The following is an 18024-nucleotide window of genomic DNA, read 5'->3' as shown; positions in this document are numbered from 1 at the left end:
GCCGTAAGGTTACGTGCCCGCGCTGTCTTCCCAAATCGTCCCGGCTTTGATCGCACGGCGAAGCGCATCCCGCTCGGCCTTCAGCCGGCGGAACGCCTCATCCTGCCCAGGCACATCACGTGCATGGGCCAAGGCGTCCTCCAACGCGGCGACCCGCGTCGAAGCGTCGAACGCCTGCGACCATCGGACCCTTGCCTCGGCGAGGGGCGCATTTGCGGCCAGGAATGGCGCGCCGGACTTTGCCGCCGCCTTCTCGACCTCGCGCACTAAGGCATCATGACCCGATTGCGCCAGATGGCGTCGCAGGGCGGCGGAGTCAAGGCTATGTCCCGACAGACGCAGGCGAACCAGCTCCTGCGCCAGCCCATCCAGCCCCTTGTCGCCGAATCCGTGGGCGGCGATTTCCTCCAGATGGTCGTCCATCCGTTCGGGGTCGTCGATGGCGCCGTGGGCCAGGGCGGCCGGAACGGGCTCGATGGCGCGAAACAACGACTGCATCGCCTGGGCGCCCTCCGCCGTCTGACCCAGTTTGGGCGGCGGGCCGAAACCGCGCTTGCCCTGCCCCGGCGTCCAGGGCGCGCGTTGAGGGCTGCGCGGGAACAGGGCGTCGAAGCGGTCGAACAGGTCGCGGCGGTATTGCTCCGCCAAATCCTTGTCCTGGATGGCCGAGGCGGTGTTCCTCAGCCGCGCCTTGAAGCCGGCCTTGCGCTCCGGCGTGTCCAGAGGCTCCAGATCCTGTTCGCGGCGGAACAGCACCTCGGCGAACCCATGGGTTTCGGCCAGGGCCTGACGTAGCGCGGGCGCGCCCTTGTCGCGCAGAATGTCGTCGGGATCCTGACCGGCCCCCAGCAGCGCGAACCGGAACGAGCGCCCTGGCTTCAGCAGCGGCAGCGAGCGTTCAATGGCGCGATAGGCGGCGCGCAGTCCGGCCGCATCGCCGTCGAAGCACAGGATCGGCTCGTGCGACACGCGCCACAGTCGTTCCATCTGCTCTTCGGTCAGGGCCGTGCCCATCGGCGCCACGGCCGGCAGGCCCGCGCGCTGGCAGGCGATGACGTCCATATAGCCTTCGACCACGATGATGGCCTGGTCGTTCTTGGATTCCGCCCCCAGGATGCGCCGCGCCTCGGGCAGGCCGTAGAGGGTCGCGCCCTTGTGGAAGAGCGGGCTTTCCGGGCCGTTCAGATATTTCGCCCGATCGTCGGGGTTCATGGCCCGGCCGCCGAAGCTGACGATCCGGCCGCGCGCATCCAGAATCGGGAACATCAGCCGGTCGCGGAAGCGATCATAGGGCTGGCCGCCGCTTTCGGGCGAGATCAGCAGCCCGGCCTCGACCAGTTCAGCGGGCTTGGCGCCGCGCTGTACCAAGGCCTGTTTCAGCCCTTCGCGGTCGTTGGGCGCATAGCCCAGCCCGAACCGCTCCCACTGATCCTCGGGCAGGCCGCGCTTGTCCAGATATTCTCGCGCCGCCTTGCCCGGCGTGCGGCGCAGATTGGCGGCGAACCATTTCTGGGCCAGGTCCATCCAGTCCGACAGACCGGCCCGCTTCTGCTCGCGCTCAGCCTCCCTGGGGTCTTCGGCCGGAAGCTGCATCCCCGCCTCGCCCGCCAGACGCTGCACCGCCTCGACGAAGCTGAGCCGCTCGGTTTCCTGCAGGAAGGAGATGATGTCGCCATGCTTGCCGGACGAGAAGTCGTGAAAGAAGCCCTTGTCGTCGTTGACGAAGAAGGACGGCGACTTCTCCTTCGAGAAGGGCGACAACCCGACGTATTCGCGCCCCTGACGTTTCAGCTTCACCGTCCGCCCGATCACGTCGGACGGCCGAAGGCGGGCCTTCAGTTCATCGATGAATCTCTCGTCGAAACGCACCCGCGATCCCTAAGCCCTGCGGCCCTCAACGTCGATGGATGGAAAGACGATCAGGCGGCTCGTCCGGGCATCCCCCGATATCCGAACGAACCGCCGCATCGCAGAAGGCGCAAACCGTAGCGTCCCCCAACGCCTTGGCTAACGAAGTCCTAACGCCTCGCGGACCGGCATCTGAGGTCAGGACCGGCGTTCTGTCGAGAGGCGGGCGAGCTTGCCCTAGCGAATAGAGGCGAGACTATGTCCTTTTCGTCGCGCGTCGTTCGCCTTAAGGGCGACCGAAGGGGACGACCTTATTGGCGGCGTCATGCCCGATATCGGCGCTTCCCAGAAAGGGTATGCCCGAACGCAGGCACCAGTATCGAACGATTTCCTCCGGAGTCTGACCAAAATCGGGATCGTTTGGCGTAACGTCCGAGACTCGTCCCAGGCGAATCCCGGCCACGCGACGGATGCTGGCCTGGCTGGTCAAGTGAAACATCATCCGGTCGATCCGGTAGGCGGCCTCGGACACCTCCTCCAACATCAGGACGTGGTCGGACAGATCGGGCTCAAGCGGCGTGCCGGTCAGTTCGTTCAGGATGGTCAGGTTGAAGGCGACGGCCGGGCGCGGATCGGTCGCCAACGACGGCTCGATCCAGTCGGTGCGTCCCGTGGTCAGCCAGGACAGGGCGCCGCGCGCGGTCGCGTCGTCGCGCACCGAATCCGAGGCCATCGGTCCGTGCGCCAGATGCTGGAATCCGGCCTTGTACATTCCGGCAAGCAAGCTGCCAGCATCGGAATAGCCCATGTAGCGCTTCTTGCGGGCGACGGCGTCCAGGCGCGGGATCACCGCATCAGCGATGCGACACGAACCGTATCCGCCGCGCGCGAACCAGATGGCGTCGATGCGGGGATCGTTGGCGAACTCCACGAAGGCGTCGGCGCGCGCCCGGTCGTCGCCAGCGAAATGTCCGTGTTTCAGGAAACAGGCGGGGTGGAAGACGACCGCCACATCGCGGTCGGGGTGGTTCTGCGCCATCCAGGCCTCGACCGCCTCGGCGCGCTCTTTAGCGAAGCGCGAACTGGCGCAGACGACGCCGATCTTGAAGCTATTGGTGGTCACGTCCGTCTTCTTCGTCGTTTTTGCGATCCCCTACTGGCGGACCGGCCCGATCCCCTGTTCTAAGGGGGCATGAACCAAGACGCCTCCTATTTCTTCTGCGGCATCGGCGGGTCGGGCATGCTGCCCCTGGCCATGATCGTCCAGGCGCGCGGCGCCGTGATCGAAGGGTCGGACCGGGCGCTGGACCAGGGCCGTACGCCCGAGAAGTTCGACTGGCTGCGCGCCCACGGCGTGACCCTGTATCCCCAGGACGGATCGGGCGTGACCCGCGCGGATCAGACCGTCATCGCCACCGGCGCCATCGAGGAGACGGTGCCCGACATCGGCGCGGCCAGGCGCGCCGGCGCAACCATCAAGACCCGGCCCGAGCTGCTCAGTGAACTCTTCAACGACGCCCCGACCTCGGTCGGGGTCGCGGGCACAAGCGGCAAGTCCACCATCACCGGCATGATCGCCTGGATTCTGCATCAGACGGGTCGCCAGCCGACCGTCATGAACGGGGCGGTGATGAAGAACTTCGCCGACGCCGACCATCCGTTCGCCAGCGCCCTGATCGGCGGCCCCGACGTGTTCGTGTCCGAGGTGGACGAAAGCGACGGCTCGATCGCCCGCTACGATCCGACGGTGGCGGTGGTGTCCAACATCTCGCTGGACCACAAGTCGATGGAGGAGTTGCGCGACCTGTTCGGCGGCTTCACCGCGCGGGCGACGACGGCCGTCTTGAACCTGGACAATCCCGAGACGGCGGCCCTGGCCCAGTCCTTGCCGGCTGGGAAAGCGATCACCTTCGGCCTGGGCGAAGAAAAGGCCGACCTGTCCGCCCATGATCTTCAGCCCCTGCCGACGGGCATGCGGCTCCGACTGATCGAGGGCTGGAGCGAACACGACGTCGTCCTGAACGTGCCCGGCGCGCACAATGTCGCCAACGCCCTGGCCGCGCTGGGCGCGACCCGGGCACTGGGCGTGCCGACAGCCGAGGCAGTCAAGGCGCTGGAGACCTTTGCCGGCATCCGTCGCCGGATGGAGGTCGTCGGGACGGCCGGCGACATCACCGTCATCGACGACTTCGCCCACAACCCGGACAAGATCGCCGCCACGCTGAAGACCCTGCACGCCTTCGACGGCCGGCTGCTGATCCTGTTTCAGCCGCATGGGTTCGGGCCGCTGAAGCTGATGAAGTCCGAGTTCATCGACGGTTTCGCAGGCCTGATGCGCGAGGACGACGTGCTGCTGATGCCCGAGCCGGTCTATTACGGCGGCACCACTGACCGCAGCGTGGGATCGGAAGACATCGCCTCCGGCGTCCGCGCCGCCGGCCGTCAGGCCGAGGCGCTGGCGATGCGCGCCGACTGCGGCGACCGGATCGTCGAGATCGCCAAGCCGGGCGACCGGATCATCGTCATGGGCGCGCGCGACGACACGCTATCGACCTTCGCGGCGGAACTGTTGGGGCGACTAGGCCAGTAGCCCCATCGGCAAGGACGGGGTTCAGTATACGTCGCGGCGGTAGCGGCCGTCTTCCAGCAGGGTCAGCACCACGTCCGCGCCCAGCGCGCTTTCCAGCGCGGCATGCACGCCTTGCGACATGCCGTCCAGACTGCCGCAGACGTAGATCGCCGCGCCGCGCGCGACCCAATCGCGCAAGTCATCCGCCGCCGCCGCGACCATGTCCTGCACATATCGGCCGTCGCCGGCGTCGCGCGAGAAGCTCCGATCAAGCCGCCGCAGCACGCCCGACGCCCGCCAGGCCTGCAACTCCGCATCGAAGAAGGCGTCATGCGCCTGGGTCCGTTCTCCGAACAGCAGCCAGACCCCGCCCGCGTCGGTGCGCGCCTTCAAATGTGCGCGCAGACCTGCGATGCCCGTGCCGTTGCCGATCAGGATCATCGGCGTTTCGTCCGCCGGGCCGTGGAAGCTGCGGTTGGTGCGCAGGCGCATCCCGATCTGATCGCCGAGCGCCAGAGCCTGCGTCAGCCAGCCTGACGCTAGGCCCGGCGTGCCGTCGGGATGGCGCATCAAGCGGATCAGGAACTCGACCCGGCCGTCAGACGGCAGGGAGGCGATGGAATATTCGCGCGAACCCGGCGTGACGCCATCACGCTCGGGCAGGCCGACCTCGGCGATGTCGCCCGCAGACCAGTAGGGCGTCGCGCCCACGGCCTCAAACGCCAGATGATACGCCTCGCCGCCGGGACTGCCCGGATTGACCAAGGTGCGTTCGACCAGCCGCCAGGGGTCGTAGGCGGGCGGGGTCCAGTCCGGGGCCGTCATACTGCCGGTGATCTGGTTCAGTTGGTGCTGCCAGTGGCGGATGGCGCCGGCCTCGCCGTTATTGACCTCGACCATGTCGAAGAGGGGTTCGGCGCCCGCGCGTCGCAGCCAGCCGTCGACCGCATGGCCGAAGCGGCAGAAACGATCATAGCTGCGGTCGCCCAGCGCCAGCAGACCGAAGCGCAACTTCGACAGGTCCGTCGCCTCGCCCATGACTTGGCGCACGAACCGAGCCGCGCTGTCGGGCGGATCCCCCTCGCCGGTCGTCGAGACGATCAGCAATGCGCGGTCCGTCGATTTCAGCGTCTGCACATTTAGATCGGCGAAGGACAGCACCCGCGCGCCCACGCCGCCATCGCCCAGAGACCGCGCCGTCATCCACGCAAGCTCCTCGGCGAAGCCCGTCTGGCTGGCGAAGGCGATCAGCACCGGCCGTCCCTCGCCCGCGCCCGCCAGAGCGTCAGACCGCGCGCGGGCCGCCGCCCTGGCCTTGCGTTCGCGCCAGACAATGACGGCGATCAGGGCCAGCCAAAGCGCCAAGGCCCCGACCGCCCACAGCCAGCGCTGCGGATCGGCTGTCACCCCGGACGATCTCCGTCGTCGTCGAGCAGGGCGGCGAAGGCTGGCGACATCCGCTCGACCGGCCCGCGCTCGGTGCGTTCGACGAAATGGGCCATCAGGCCGACGGCCTCGGCGTAGTCCGGTCCGTCAAACGGCCCCATGACGGTCAGGGCCGTGGCGTAGGCGTCGGCCATCATGGCCGAGGGGTGCAGGACAGTGACCGAACTCAGGTTATTGCTGACCGGCCGACCGGTCGATCCGTCGATGGTGTGGGGATAAAGGCGCCCCTCATGGCGGAACGCGCGGCGATAGTCGCCGCTGGTCGCGACGGCGAGGTCGAACAGGGCCGCCACGGTGTGGGGCGCGGGCGAACCCTCGACCCGCTCGATCTCAACCCACCACGGCTGGGCGTCCGGCTTGACGCCGCGCCCTTTCAGCTCGCCGCCGATCTCGATCAGGTGCGAGGTCGCGCCCATGGCCATCAGGCGGTCGGACACGCGGTCCACCGCATGACCCTTGGCGATGCCGGAGAAGTCCAGCCTCATCCCGCCCATCTGCATCACCGCGCGCGCCTCGCCGTTCAGCCGCAGCTTCTGCCAGCCCGACACGGCCGCAGCCGCCGCAATCTCGTCTTCGGACGGGACGGGCAGCAGAGCCGAGCGCGGTCCGGGCGGGCCGAACCCCCACAGATCGACCAAGGCGCCAAGGGTCGGATCGACGGCGCCGTCGGTCTCGTCGCCCAGAGTCATCGCCGCATCCAGCAGATCCCAGAACGGCTGGGACACCGCCCAGACGCCGGCCGGCGCGGTGTTGAAGCGGCTGATTTCGCTGGACGGCTCCCACGGGCTGAACAGGCCGACGACGGTCGCCAGTTCCTCTTCGATGGCGGTGCGAACGGCCTCTTCGCCCACGCCCGGCGGCGCGATGACCCGCGCGCTCCAGGTCGTGCCCATGGTCTGGCCGCCCAGCGAACGGATCAGATCGCTGGGCGGACGAGGCGGCGCGCCTTCGATTGCGGGCACGAGGACGCGGTTGTCGACGCGGTCGCCCAGAGGGGCGGCGTCGCCGATATTGACCGTGGGCGGGGCGGCGCGCGAACCGCGCGAAGGGGGAATGTCGGACATGGCCCTTCGCTTAGGGCAGGACTTCCATCGCCGCCACATAGCTGGCGTTGGAACCGAGCGTTTCACCCTGGCCTTCGGTGCGGACCGAGGCGTTCAGCCAATACATGCCGGCTTCCGGCCAGGTGATGGTGAAGGCGCCCTCGGCGTTGGTCTTGACCGTCGATTCTTCGGGGTTGTCGCGGTAACGCAGACCGCCGCGCGCCACAGTGACGTCGGTGTCCGCCGCCGGCTGACCGTTGTTCAGCAGCTTGAAGGTTGCGGGCTCGCCCACCACCAGATCGTTCGGGTGGGTGACGGGAACCAGCTCAAGCCCTTCGCCGGTCGTCTTGAAGACGGTGTCGGTGGGGTTGTTCAGGGTAACGAAGGTCTCGATGCGGCTGGCGGTGCGGGTCGCCTGAACATTGGTCGCGCCCTCGGGCAGGCCCGCCGGATAGTCCGAGGCCGCGCCGCGCCAGCGCTTCTGTTCGCCGTTCAGGGTGTAGCTGGCCATCACGCCGTTCATGACGTTGGCGATCTTGTAGGTGCCGTTCTGGGTCAGATGGGCGTCGAAGGTCGAGCGATAGCGGCCCTGCATGGCGTTCTCGGGCTGGACCGCCGAGCCGTCCGGCGCGGTGATGGTCAGGCCGGTCAGGCGCATGGCGGCGTGATCGGGGTTGAACACCTGGTTCGACATGCCCGCGTCGAACCCGACCCAGGCGTCCGTGCCCGACAGGGTCGTGGCGGTGGGCGCCAGCCAGGCGCGGTGGGCCTGGGCGGCCATGGGGGCGGCCAGCGCTGCGGCCAGCGTCAGCAGGGCGATCGTCTTCTTCATGGTCATGATCCTTAGCGAGAGACGGCGACGCGCACGGCGCCCAGTTCGGTGGAGCCGGTTCCGGCGCCGGTGTTGGCCGCGCCCCAGCGGAAGGGCACCTTCACGACCTCGCGCCCGCCCAGTTCGCGGGCCGCCTCGACGACAATGTTGTACTGGCCGGGCTGAAGGTTGCGCAGACGGGCGGCGGGTATGGTGACGGTCTGGCGGCCCGGCGCGCGCGTGGCGCCGGATACGCCGTCGGCCGGCAGGCTCATGGCCCGACCGCCCTTGCGCCACCAGGTGCGCAGATCCTTCAGCCAGTCCTTGCCGTCGCCCTCGTTATTGCGGGTCTGCTGATACCAGACGGCCAGGGTGCGTTCGGCGGACTGGTCCGGCTTTTCGATCCACACCGCGACATAGGGGCGGTGATAGGAGGCGGTGTTCAGGCGCGGAATCTCGACCGACACCGTCAGGTCGGCGGCCATGGCGGGCGCAGCGGCGGCGGCCAGGCCGACGGTGGTTATGACGACGGGGAGAAGGCGCATCGGAAAACTCGTCAGTGAATGAAGATCAGGGCGATGACGACGGGGATCAGCAGGCCCAGCGCCACCAGCGGCCAGGTCGAGGGTCGACCCTTGGCGTGCAGGAACATCAGACCCAGCCCCGTCAGGGCGAAGATGACGCAGGCCGCCGCGAAGACGTCGATGAACCAGAACCAGACCACGCCGGCGTTGCGGCCCTTGTGCAGGTCGTTGAGGTAGGCGATCCAGCCACGCGTGGTCTTCTCGTGCAGGGTCTCGCCGGTCGAGCGGTCGATGGTGACCCATCCGTCGCCGCCAGGCATGGCCAGGGCGACATAAACCTCTTCCGGCGTGGTTTCGGTCGGTTTGTCAGCGATCTCGACCTTCAGGGCCTCGGACGCCCACCGCGCGACAGCGTCGGGGACAGGATCGGTCGTCTCCTGCGGGAAGCTCGCCAGCCGCTGCAACAGGGGCGTCGGCAAAGTCGCGGTCTGTTCGACCGTCACCGGATCGCCGGGGATCGAGGCCGCATGGTTCAGGGTGATGCCGGTGACCGCGAACAGGATCATGCCGACCAGGCTGACCGCCGCCGAAATCCAGTGCCAGCTATGCAGCTGTTTCAGCCAGAACGACCGCGCGCTGTTTAGCGCCGCCTTGGGTTTGGGGCCCTTGGCTGCGGTTTCGGCCTGACGCTGTGTCGCGAGTTCGGTCACGGGCTCGCTGTGCCATTGTTGCGAACGGGTTGCAATAGCATTTAGCGACGTCGCGGAGCCTTGTCCGTCAGACTTCGGTCCAGCGCCGCAGAAGATTGTGATAGACGCCGGTCAGTTCGATCACCGCCTGATCCTTCGGTCCCCTCTCGGTCGCCACGCGCTGGGTGGCGATGTCCAGACGGAACAGGGTTTCACGATCGGCGTCGTCGCGGACCAGGCTCTGCATCCACATGAAGGACGACACCCGCGCCCCGCGCGTCACCGGCGTGACGCGGTGCAGGCTCTTGGACGGATAGAGGACCAGATCGCCAGCCGGCAGCTTGATCGCCTGCGACCCGTACATCTCCTCGATGATCAGTTCGCCACCATCGTAGTCCTCGGGCTCGGACAGAAAAAGGGTCGCCGACAGGTCGCTGCGAATGCGAATCGCCCCGCCGGTGCGGGACTGGCGGATGGCGTTGTCGACGTGCAGGCCGAACTCACCCCCGCCTTCGTAGCGGTTGAACAAGGGCGGAAAGATCGTGTGCGGCAGGGCCGCCGCCACAAACATCGGATTGGCGTTCAGCGCCTGGACGACAAGGGCGGAGACCTCCTTCGCCACGTCCGACTCTTCGGGCAGTTGAAGGTTCTTCTTCGCCGTCGCCGATTGATGGCCCGAAGTGGCGTTGCCGTCCGCCCACGGCCCGGCGTTCAGCCGCGCGCGCAAAGCCTTGACCTCGGCCTTGGAGAAGACTTCCGGAATCTGCAGCAGCACGGGCGTTCTCGCTGAAAGACGAAACGGCCCCGCGGGGGATCGCGGGGCCGTCAGACTAGGCCGGGGAAACGGCCTTTAGAAGCGCAGGTTCAGGGCCAGGATGGCCTGGCGACCTGCGGCCACGTCGGCGTGGTGAACGCCGTTGGTGCGCATGATGTATTCCTCGTCCGTCGCATTCTTGACGTTCAGCTGAAGCGTCGCGCGATCCGTCAGATCATAGGCGGCGAAGGCGTCCACGCGGGTCCATTCGGGCGCATAGATGCGGTTGTTCCCGCCGCCCGCGCCGCCCTGGTTCCCGCCCAGAGATTTGGACGTGTAGTAGACGCCGCCGCCGACCGTAAGCCGGGGCAGGACGCGATAGGTGGTGAAGAGGCTGGCGCTGTGCTTGGGCGTATTGGCCAGCGGCAGACCTTGCAGCGGATTGACGGTTGCGACCGGCGGCGTGCCCGACACGACCACGGCCGCCTTGGTCAGTTCGGAGTCCATGTAGGTATAGCCGCCGAACACGGTCCACTTCGGCGTGATGCTGCCCGACACGCCCAGTTCAAAGCCGTCGACCTCGACCTCGCCTTCCTGACGGAAGATGTTGGGCTCAACCAGGATCAGGGCGTTCTTGCGGGTCAGGTGGAAGGCGGCCGCCGACAGGGCGAGACGGTCGTTCAAGACATTGGCCTTGGCGCCGATCTCGAAGCTTTCGGTGTCTTCCGGATCCAGAACGGTGTTGGCGACGCCATCAACCGTGCCCGTGCCGCCAGAGGCGTTCTGGTCGCCCGCCGAAATGGTCGGCGGCGTCGAGGAGGTGGACCAGGACGCATAGACGCTGCTGTTCTGGGTCGGCTTGAACACCAGACCGACCTGATAGTTGGTGAACTCCCAGGTCTGTTCCGGAACGGCCGTATAGCCCGTCGTCGTCCAGACCCCGGCTGACTGGGTCGCCGCCGCGTTCACGCCCTTGACCGAATACTGGTCCCAGCGAACGCCCAGGTTCAGGATCAGTCGCTCGGTCAGGGTGATGCTGTCGTTGGCATAGACGCCGATGGCCTCGGTCGTGTTCGAACTGGTCGGGCCGCGATTGATCACGCCGGTCCAGGCGTCGTCGGGATTGGGGTTGTAGACCGAGGTGCAGTCTCCCGCGCCCAGCGACCCGGCGGCGGTCGGATACGACCCGCTGACGGTCGTCAGACCGGTCGGACAGGCCGAGCCCGAGGTGGTGTAGGTGGAATAGGAGGCGTTCCTGTTGTGCTCGCGCGACAGCTCCACGCCGACGTCATAGCTGTGCTTGATCGAACCGGTGGCGAACTGGCCGAAGACATCCGTCACATTGGCCAGTGTGGTGACCGGGTTCCAGCGGGTCTTGGTGCCCCGCTTCATCCAGTAGGTCCCGTCCGCCGCGCGTCCGACATAGCCGCCGTCGCCGGGGTTGGTGACGATGTAGTCGTTCAGCGTCTGCGAATAGCGGCTGACGTTGCGGATCGTGGCGAAATCGTTGAGGCGATGCTCGGCCTTGAAGGTGAACGCATCCACCTCATTGGTCAGGTAGTCGCGCGCCTTCAGCCCATAGAAGCTGTCATAGGGCACATCCAGAACGCCGCTGTCGGTCGTGCGCGACTGGATCTTGGTGAACAGCGGAATGCCGTAGTCTGGCATCTGGTCGCTGGTCAGATGATAGTAGCTGAAGACCATCGACGACGGCGTGCCCAGACCGGCGCCCAGGCTGATGGCCGCACCCCATTTATCGTAGTCCACGGCGTCGCGACCGGGGACGTCGCCCTGGGCGCCTATAAGATTGATGCGCAAGGCGGCGGTCTCGCCCAGCGGCAAGTTCGCATCGACCGTGCCGCGCAGATAGCCGTCCGTGCCCGCGCCCGCGCTGACATTGGTGAAGGCGTTCAGCTTGGGCGATTTGGAGGCCAGGTTGATGCTGCCGCCGCCCGAACCGCGTCCCGAATAGACAGCGTCCGGCCCCTTGATGACCTCGACCTGCTCCAGGTTGAAGACCTCGCGCTGCTGGCCGCCCGTATCGCGGATGCCGTCCACGAAGATGTTGTTGCCCGACGATTGCCCCCGGATGAAGGGACGATCGGCCAGGGGCTGACCGCCCTCACCTGCCCCGAAGGTGATGCCCGGGGAGTTGGACAGCAGGTCCTGCAAGGACGAGGCCGAGGTCTGTTCGATGATGGCCTGGGGGATGACCGTCACGGCGCGCGGCGTGTCCACCAGAGGCGCGACGAACTCGGGGCTGACGGGGGCCGGCTTCTTGAACTGGCCGTTGACGTCAATCAGGCCCAGATTGGCGGGTTGGGACTGGTCGGCCGTAATGATCACGCCGTCCTCTGCGGTCACGTCAGCGGCGAAGGCGGGGGCGGCGACCAGCATGCCTGCGGCGCTGGAGGCGAACAGAAGCGAGCGGAGCGCGGCGGCGCGGGATTCGGACATAGTCTTGCGACCTTTTGGTCTGATTTTGCGATGCGCTCGCAATAACCAGCTCCACAAGAAGGCACAAGACAATTGCGAACAAATCGCAATCTTAATTAGCCGACGGCGCTGATGTTCCTCTGAGGCGCCGACGTGTCGATATCCAGCCAGGTCGGATCAGGCATGGCGCGGTGGGCGGCGGCCAGGGCTTCGGACCAACGCCGGCCCAGGTCGCGGAAATAGGGATCATCCGCTTCGATACGACGCGCCGTGCCCGTCAGCTGGTGGCGCGGCATGACGATCAGGTCCAGCGGCGGGCCGACGGCGATGTTCGAGCGGATGGTCGAATCGAACGAGATCAGCCCCAGCTTCACCGCCTCGGACAGGGAGGTGGAGCTGTGCAGGGCGCGATCCAGAATGGGTTTGCCGTACTTCAGCTCGCCGATCTGCAGATAGGGCGTATCGGGCCCGCATTCGATGAAGTTGCCCTGCCCGTAGATCAGATACAGCCCCATCTTGCCGCCGGCGATCTGACCGCCGAGCAGCATGGAGGCGGTGACGTTCAACCCGTCTGCGGTCGGCGTCGGCGGCGTATTGATGCTGGCGCGCACGCTGGCCATCGCGTGACCCAGAAGCTGGGCGGCGCGGAACAGGGTCGGGGCGGTCTGGAGCGTTTCAAGTTCGGTGGAGTCCGGCAGCTTGACCCCGGCTGCGACCATGGCCAGCGCCGTCTGGGTGACCGACAGATTGCCCGCCGTCGCGACCGCCAGGATCCGCTCGCCCGGCGACTGGTAGATGTGCAGTTTGCGATAGGACGAGATGTTGTCCACGCCCGCATTGGTGCGCGTGTCGGCGATCATCGCCAACCCGTCGTCCACCAGCATGCCTACGCAATAGGTCACTTCGCTCTATTCGCTCCCCGCGTTGCGAATCCCCAGACGCTAACAGATTCGCGCGTCATGCCTATCGGGGCCATCCGCTGGATTGCAGTTGTTGCTGGCCCTGTTGCACCGGCCGCACATTCAGGGCGACGGTCAGTTGCTCCTGGCCGCCGCCATAGCTTGTGCCCCGGATCGGGGTGGCGCCGCGCGCGTCCAGGCCGACCGCGACCCGGACATAGTGTTCGGTGGGACAGATGCCGTTTGCCGGATCGAACCCCACCCAGCCCAGATTCTCGACCCAGGCCTCGGCCCAGGCATGGGCGGCGTCCTGATCGTGGCGTCCGTCCTGACGGCTGAGGTGGCCCGAAACATAGCGGGCCGGCACGCCCAGCAGGCGCGCGGCCGAGATGAAGATCTGCGAATGGTCCTGACAGACGCCGCGCTTCTGGGCAAACGCTTCGGCGGCGGTGTGGGAGGCGGAGGTCGAGCCGACCTCGAACGCCACGGTATCCTTCAGGGCGCCCATCAACTGATGCATCCGGCCCAGCGTCGCGCCTTCTGGAATGGAGCGGGCGAAATCGACGATGCCGGCGTCGGCCTTGGTCATCGGGGTGTCGCGCAGATAGACGATGGGCGACAGGCGTTCGGCCTGCCCTTTCACGACGCCGCCCGTCTCTACGGTCGAGACCTCGCCGGTGACGCGGATGGTCAGGGCGTCGGTCGGCCGCTCGGTGTAGAGGCTGTGAACGATGTTGCCGAACGCGTCCTCGCTCCGCCGCAGCCGGGCGTCCACATCGGTTTCGATCCGCCAGTCGCGGACCTGCTGGCTATCACACGACTTGGGCGTCAAGCGCAGCATCTGGACGATGAACCGCGCGGGCCGGGCGTAGGCGTAGCGGGTGGAATGATCGATCCGGATCCGCATGGTCAGACCAGATACTGTTCGTGGACGGCCGCAGCCAAGGCGTTGTTCTCGTTCAGGAAGCCCTGAATGTATTCGTGCAGGCCGGACTGGAAGATGTCCTCGATCTTGGCCTCGTTGAACTGGCTGAGGCGGTTGGAGGCCAGTCGCTGCGCCGGTCCGCGTCTTCCGTAATCGGTCGCCAACTTCTCCAGATAGCTGACGATCATGCCCTGACATGAGGCCAGCGAGCGCGGCATCTGGCGGTTCAGCACCAAGAGGTCCGCCACCAGCCAAGGCCGAACGCTTTCGCGGTAAACCCAGCGATAGGCGGTCAATGCCGAAACCTCGCGCAGCAGGGTCGTCCACTGGAAGTAGTCCAGTTGCCCCCCCACCCGTTCGCCAGGCGGCAGCAGCAGGTGATATTTCACGTCCAGCAGGCGCGCGGTGTTGTCGGCCCGCTCGATCGCCATGCCCAGTCGCAGGAACCAGTAGGCGTCGTTGCGCAGCATGGTCCGCGACGACGCGCCTTCGACCGCCAGGGACGTCGATTTTACGAAGTCGAGGAAGTTGGTGAAGTCGTCGCGCTTGGTCGGTTCGCCCAGCTCGTTCAGACCGTTCCAGGCGCCGTTGATCGCCTCCCACAGTTCGATGGTCAGGGCGGTGCGCACCGAGCGCGCATTGGTCCGCGCCTTGGTGATGCAGGCCTTGATCGAGGTCGGATTGTCGAAGCCGAAGGCCAGATATTCCCGCACGGACTTTTCCGACACGGTGCGTCCGGTCGCGTCGAAGCCGGCCTTCACCCCCGACGAGGCGATGGCCCCGGCCCAGGCGGTGACGGCGGCCTGATCTTTCGCCGGCAGGGCGGCGAGACGGATCGCCGCCTCCAGAATGCGGGCGAGAAAGTCCGCCCGCTCCATATAGCGGCCGGTCCAATAGAGGCTGTCTGCGGTGCGTGAAAGCATCAGTTGTCCAGCACCCAGGTGTCCTTGGTTCCGCCGCCCTGGCTGGAGTTCACCACCAGCGACCCTTCCTTCAACGCCACCCGCGTCAAACCGCCGGGCGCGACGCGCACGCCGGCCGGGCTGGACAGGACGAAGGGCCTGAGGTCGACGTGGCGGGGCGACAGGGCGCCGCCGTTCAGCGTCGGAGCCGTCGACAGGCTCAGCGTCGGCTGGGCGATGAAGTCGTCGGGATCGGCAATCAGCTTGGCGCGGAAATCCTCGATCTCGGCCTTGGTCGAGGTCGGCCCGACCAGCATGCCGTAACCGCCCGATCCGCCGACTTCCTTGACCACCAGTTCCGGCAGCTTATCCAGCACTTCCTTCAGGGCGTCCGGCTCGCGACAGCGCCAGGTCGGCACGTTCTGCAGGATCGCGTCCTCGCCCGTGAAGAAGCGGATGATCTCGGGCATGTAGGTATAGACGGCCTTGTCGTCGGCTACGCCCGTCCCCACCGCATTGGCCAGGGTCACCCGCCCGGCGAAATAGGCCGACATCAGCCCCGGCACCCCGATGGTGGAGTTGGGCATGAAGGTCAGGGGATCGAGAAAGTCGTCATCGATACGGCGATAGATAACATCGACGCGCTTGGGCCCCTCGGTCGTGCGCATGAAGACCGTGTCGTCATTGACGAACAGGTCCGTGCCCTGAACCAGCTCGACGCCCAGCTTGTCGGCCAGGAAGCTGTGCTCATAGTAGGCCGAGTTGAAGGGGCCGGGCGTCAGCACGACGATGGTCGGGTCCGCCCCCGCCCCTGCCGGCGCGGAGGCCTGCAGCGAGCGCAGCAGCATGTCGGTGTAGATCTCGACGGGACGCACGGCGTGTTCCGCGAACAGGTCGGGGAACAGCCGCATCATCATCTCGCGGTTCTCCAGCATATAGGAGACGCCCGACGGCGTGCGGCAGTTGTCTTCGAGAACATAGAAGCCGTCCTCGCCCGTGCGCACCAGATCCACGCCCGAAATATGGCACCAGACATCGCCCGGCGGGCGGCGCCCCTGCATCTCCGGCCGATAGTGCGGATTGGTCAGGATCAGATCGGCCGGGACGATGCCTGCCTTGATGCATTCCTGCGGCCCATAGATGTCTTTCAGGAAGGCGTTGATGGCGGTGACCCGCTGCTTCAGGCCCTTTTCCAGACCGCCCCATTCGTCCGCGCCGATGATGCGCGGCACGACATCGAAGGGGATCAACCGCTCGTTGGATTCCTCGTCGCCATAGACGGCGAAGGTCACGCCCATGCGGCGGAAAAACAGCTCCGCCTGACGCGAGCGCGCCTGCAGCAGATCGGCCGGCGCGTTTTCCAGCCAGGCCGCCAGCGTCTTGTAGCTGTCGCGGATCGCACCCGATCCGCCGCCGTTCATTTCGTCGAAAGCTCTCGTCATCCGCCCCCGCCGCGTTGAAGTCGCAGCTTGAACGGTCACGAACGTAAAGCGCAACAGTTTTGTTGCACTGCGGCGACGCCTATCCGACAGCCACCGCCTTCATCGACACCGCCGGATCAGCCAGCTTGTCCGTGTCCACAGGCGTCGCCTTGGCGATCAACTGCTTGCCGGCCATGAACTCGGGCGGAGCGTTGACGGCCTCGACGCAGACGATGCGGGCGCCGTTCAGGTGGAAGACCGCAAAGCCCGACGCCGTCGGGTCGCCGCGCACCACCTGCCGGTCGGCGTCAAATGGCAGGCCGGCGATCTGAAGCTTGACGTCATACTGGTCCGACCAGAACCACGGCACTTCCGGCGTCGGTCTGGCCCGTCCGACGATGGCGGCGGCCGCCTGTTTGGCCTGCTCCAGGGCGTTGGGCACGCTTTCCAGCCGGTGGTGCACGCCGCCGTGGACCGGAATGGGTCGTCGCGTCATGTCGCCGATGGCGAAGACCGCGGGGTCGCTGGTCCGCGCCTCGCCGTCCACCACCACCCCGTCGTCGCAGGTCAGGCCGGCCGATCGCGCCAGGGCGTCGCACGCCAGGGCTCCGACCCCCACCAACACCGCATCCGCCCGCACCACCGATCCGTCAGCCAGGGTCACGCCGTCGCGGGCCACGGCGACCACCTCAGCGTCGGTCAGGATTTCGACGCCGTGCGCCCGGTGCTGCGCCGTGAAGAAGGCCGACAGGGTCTCGGACGCCACCCGCGCCAGCACGCGCGGCGCGCGCTCGATCACCACAGCCTCGGCGCCCAAGGCCCGCGCCGACGCCGCCGCCTCCAGCCCCACATAGCCGCCGCCGACCACCGCCAGACGCTTGCCGGGCCCGAGGACCGCCTTCAGTCGCTCGGCGTCCTTCATCGTGCGGAGTTCCAGCAAATCCGGATGATCCCCGCCCGGAACCGGCAGCTTGCGCGCCGTCGATCCGGTCGCCAGCACAAGAATGTCGTAGGTTTCCGACGACCCGTCGTGGAAGGCTACCGTCTTCGCTGCGGGGTCCACCGCCACGGCGACCATCGAGGGTCGGAAGTCGATGTTCTGCTCGGCGTAGAAACTCAGAGGCCGCAGCAGCAGCGCCTCCAGATCCGCCTCTCCCTTCAGCCAGGCCTTGGACAATGGAGGCCGCTGATACGGCGGCGCATCCTCCTCGCCCGCCAGCACAATGGGGCCTTCATGCCCATACTGCCGCAGGAAGGCCGCGACGGAGCCGCCAGCGTGCCCGGCGCCGATAATGAGAACTTTGGTCATGGTCGGACAGATAAAGCGGTGCGCGGGCGGGTGTAAGTCGTGATTGGTGAATCGTGAGCCGTGACTGAACCTCGACCCAATCACGAGTCACCAGTCACAACTCACGCCGCACCTCTTGACCGTTCCACCGTTACAGCATAGTGGAACGCACATGACGACCCAGCCCGCCCGTGACGACCTGCATGACGCCTTGCTGTCGATGCAGACGCGCGCCGAGATCGACGCCTTTCTGGCCGATCTTTGCACGCCTGCGGAACTGCGCGCCTTCTCCGAGCGCTGGCAGGTCGCGCGCCTGCTCGACGCCGGCGGCAAATCCTATCGCGAGATCGCCGCCGAGGCCCATGCCAGCCCCACCACCGTCGTCCGCGTCGCCCGCTATCTGAAAGACATGCCGCATCAGGGCTATCGCCTCGCCCTGGACCGCCTGAAGAACAAGAACTGAGTATCC

16 protein-coding genes are annotated in these 18024 nt (G+C 66.8%); 2 read left to right on the top strand and 14 right to left on the bottom strand.

The window, feature by feature from the left end; genetic code table 11:
• Positions 1-9: 9 nt before the first annotated feature.
• Positions 10-1869, bottom strand: a complete 1860-nt coding sequence (gene dnaG / locus B3T77_RS03855; protein ID WP_292077414.1) for a DNA primase — start codon at positions 1867-1869, stop codon at positions 10-12.
• Positions 1870-2134: 265 nt separating this feature from the next.
• A complete protein-coding gene (locus B3T77_RS03850) occupies positions 2135-2971 on the bottom strand; it encodes an LD-carboxypeptidase (RefSeq protein WP_292077412.1) in 837 nt (278 codons plus the stop codon).
• A gap of 69 nt (positions 2972-3040) precedes the next feature.
• Here B3T77_RS03850 and B3T77_RS03845 point away from each other — a divergent pair, with 69 nt between their 5' ends.
• Complete coding sequence (locus B3T77_RS03845) at positions 3041-4438, top strand: UDP-N-acetylmuramate--L-alanine ligase (RefSeq protein ID WP_292077408.1); 1398 nt, start codon at positions 3041-3043, stop codon at positions 4436-4438.
• 21 nt (positions 4439-4459) lie between these two features.
• On the opposite strand, the gene B3T77_RS03840 is transcribed toward B3T77_RS03845, so the two are convergent.
• The 12 genes from B3T77_RS03840 to B3T77_RS03785 all read right to left on the bottom strand — a co-directional run bounded on the left by B3T77_RS03840 (position 4460) and on the right by B3T77_RS03785 (position 17576).
• On the bottom strand, positions 4460-5824 hold the full coding sequence (locus B3T77_RS03840; RefSeq protein WP_292077405.1) for a sulfite reductase subunit alpha: 1365 nt from the start codon (positions 5822-5824) through the stop codon (positions 4460-4462).
• Positions 5821-6927, bottom strand: a complete 1107-nt coding sequence (locus tag B3T77_RS03835) for an FAD:protein FMN transferase (protein ID WP_292077403.1) — start codon at positions 6925-6927, stop codon at positions 5821-5823. Before B3T77_RS03835 ends, B3T77_RS03840 begins: the two co-directional genes overlap by 4 nt.
• Before the next feature lie 10 nt (positions 6928-6937).
• Positions 6938-7738 (bottom strand): DUF4198 domain-containing protein, encoded by an 801-nt coding sequence (locus tag B3T77_RS03830; RefSeq protein ID WP_292077400.1) that lies wholly within the window; start codon positions 7736-7738, stop codon positions 6938-6940.
• An 11-nt stretch (positions 7739-7749) separates the two neighbouring features.
• Positions 7750-8262 (bottom strand): DUF2271 domain-containing protein, encoded by a 513-nt coding sequence (locus B3T77_RS03825; RefSeq protein ID WP_292077397.1) that lies wholly within the window; start codon positions 8260-8262, stop codon positions 7750-7752.
• A gap of 11 nt (positions 8263-8273) precedes the next feature.
• A complete protein-coding gene (locus tag B3T77_RS03820; RefSeq protein WP_292077395.1) occupies positions 8274-8951 on the bottom strand; it encodes a PepSY-associated TM helix domain-containing protein in 678 nt (225 codons plus the stop codon).
• A 67-nt stretch (positions 8952-9018) separates the two neighbouring features.
• Positions 9019-9705, bottom strand: coding sequence for a Fe2+-dependent dioxygenase (locus tag B3T77_RS03815; RefSeq protein WP_292077392.1), 687 nt, complete (start codon positions 9703-9705; stop codon positions 9019-9021).
• Positions 9706-9780: 75 nt separating this feature from the next.
• Positions 9781-12141, bottom strand: coding sequence for a TonB-dependent receptor (locus B3T77_RS03810; RefSeq protein ID WP_292077388.1), 2361 nt, complete (start codon positions 12139-12141; stop codon positions 9781-9783).
• Between the two features lie 95 nt (positions 12142-12236).
• Positions 12237-13022 (bottom strand): peptidase, encoded by a 786-nt coding sequence (locus B3T77_RS03805; RefSeq protein ID WP_292077386.1) that lies wholly within the window; start codon positions 13020-13022, stop codon positions 12237-12239.
• A gap of 61 nt (positions 13023-13083) precedes the next feature.
• Positions 13084-13926 carry a transglutaminase family protein gene (locus tag B3T77_RS03800; RefSeq protein WP_292077383.1) on the bottom strand — a complete coding sequence of 281 codons (843 nt, stop codon included), beginning with the start codon at positions 13924-13926 and terminating at the stop codon, positions 13084-13086.
• Positions 13927-13928: 2 nt separating this feature from the next.
• Positions 13929-14867 carry an alpha-E domain-containing protein gene (locus B3T77_RS03795; RefSeq protein WP_039244207.1) on the bottom strand — a complete coding sequence of 313 codons (939 nt, stop codon included), beginning with the start codon at positions 14865-14867 and terminating at the stop codon, positions 13929-13931.
• On the bottom strand, positions 14867-16288 hold the full coding sequence (locus B3T77_RS03790; RefSeq protein WP_292077378.1) for a circularly permuted type 2 ATP-grasp protein: 1422 nt from the start codon (positions 16286-16288) through the stop codon (positions 14867-14869). Before B3T77_RS03790 ends, B3T77_RS03795 begins: the two co-directional genes overlap by 1 nt.
• A 79-nt stretch (positions 16289-16367) precedes the next feature.
• Positions 16368-17576: an NAD(P)/FAD-dependent oxidoreductase gene (locus tag B3T77_RS03785; protein ID WP_292077376.1), complete on the bottom strand. Its 1209-nt coding sequence runs from the start codon at positions 17574-17576 to the stop codon at positions 16368-16370.
• Positions 17577-17727: 151 nt separating this feature from the next.
• Here B3T77_RS03785 and B3T77_RS03780 point away from each other — a divergent pair, with 151 nt between their 5' ends.
• A complete protein-coding gene (locus tag B3T77_RS03780) occupies positions 17728-18018 on the top strand; it encodes a YerC/YecD family TrpR-related protein (protein ID WP_153923732.1) in 291 nt (96 codons plus the stop codon).
• The last annotated feature ends 6 nt before the right edge of the window (positions 18019-18024 follow it).

It is taken from the genome of Brevundimonas sp. UBA7838 (assembly GCF_002500885.1).
GTDB classification, from domain to species: domain Bacteria; phylum Pseudomonadota; class Alphaproteobacteria; order Caulobacterales; family Caulobacteraceae; genus Brevundimonas; species Brevundimonas vesicularis_C.
The sequence above is the reverse complement of the archived record's forward strand: the minus strand, read 5'-3'. Positions and strand labels throughout refer to the sequence as shown.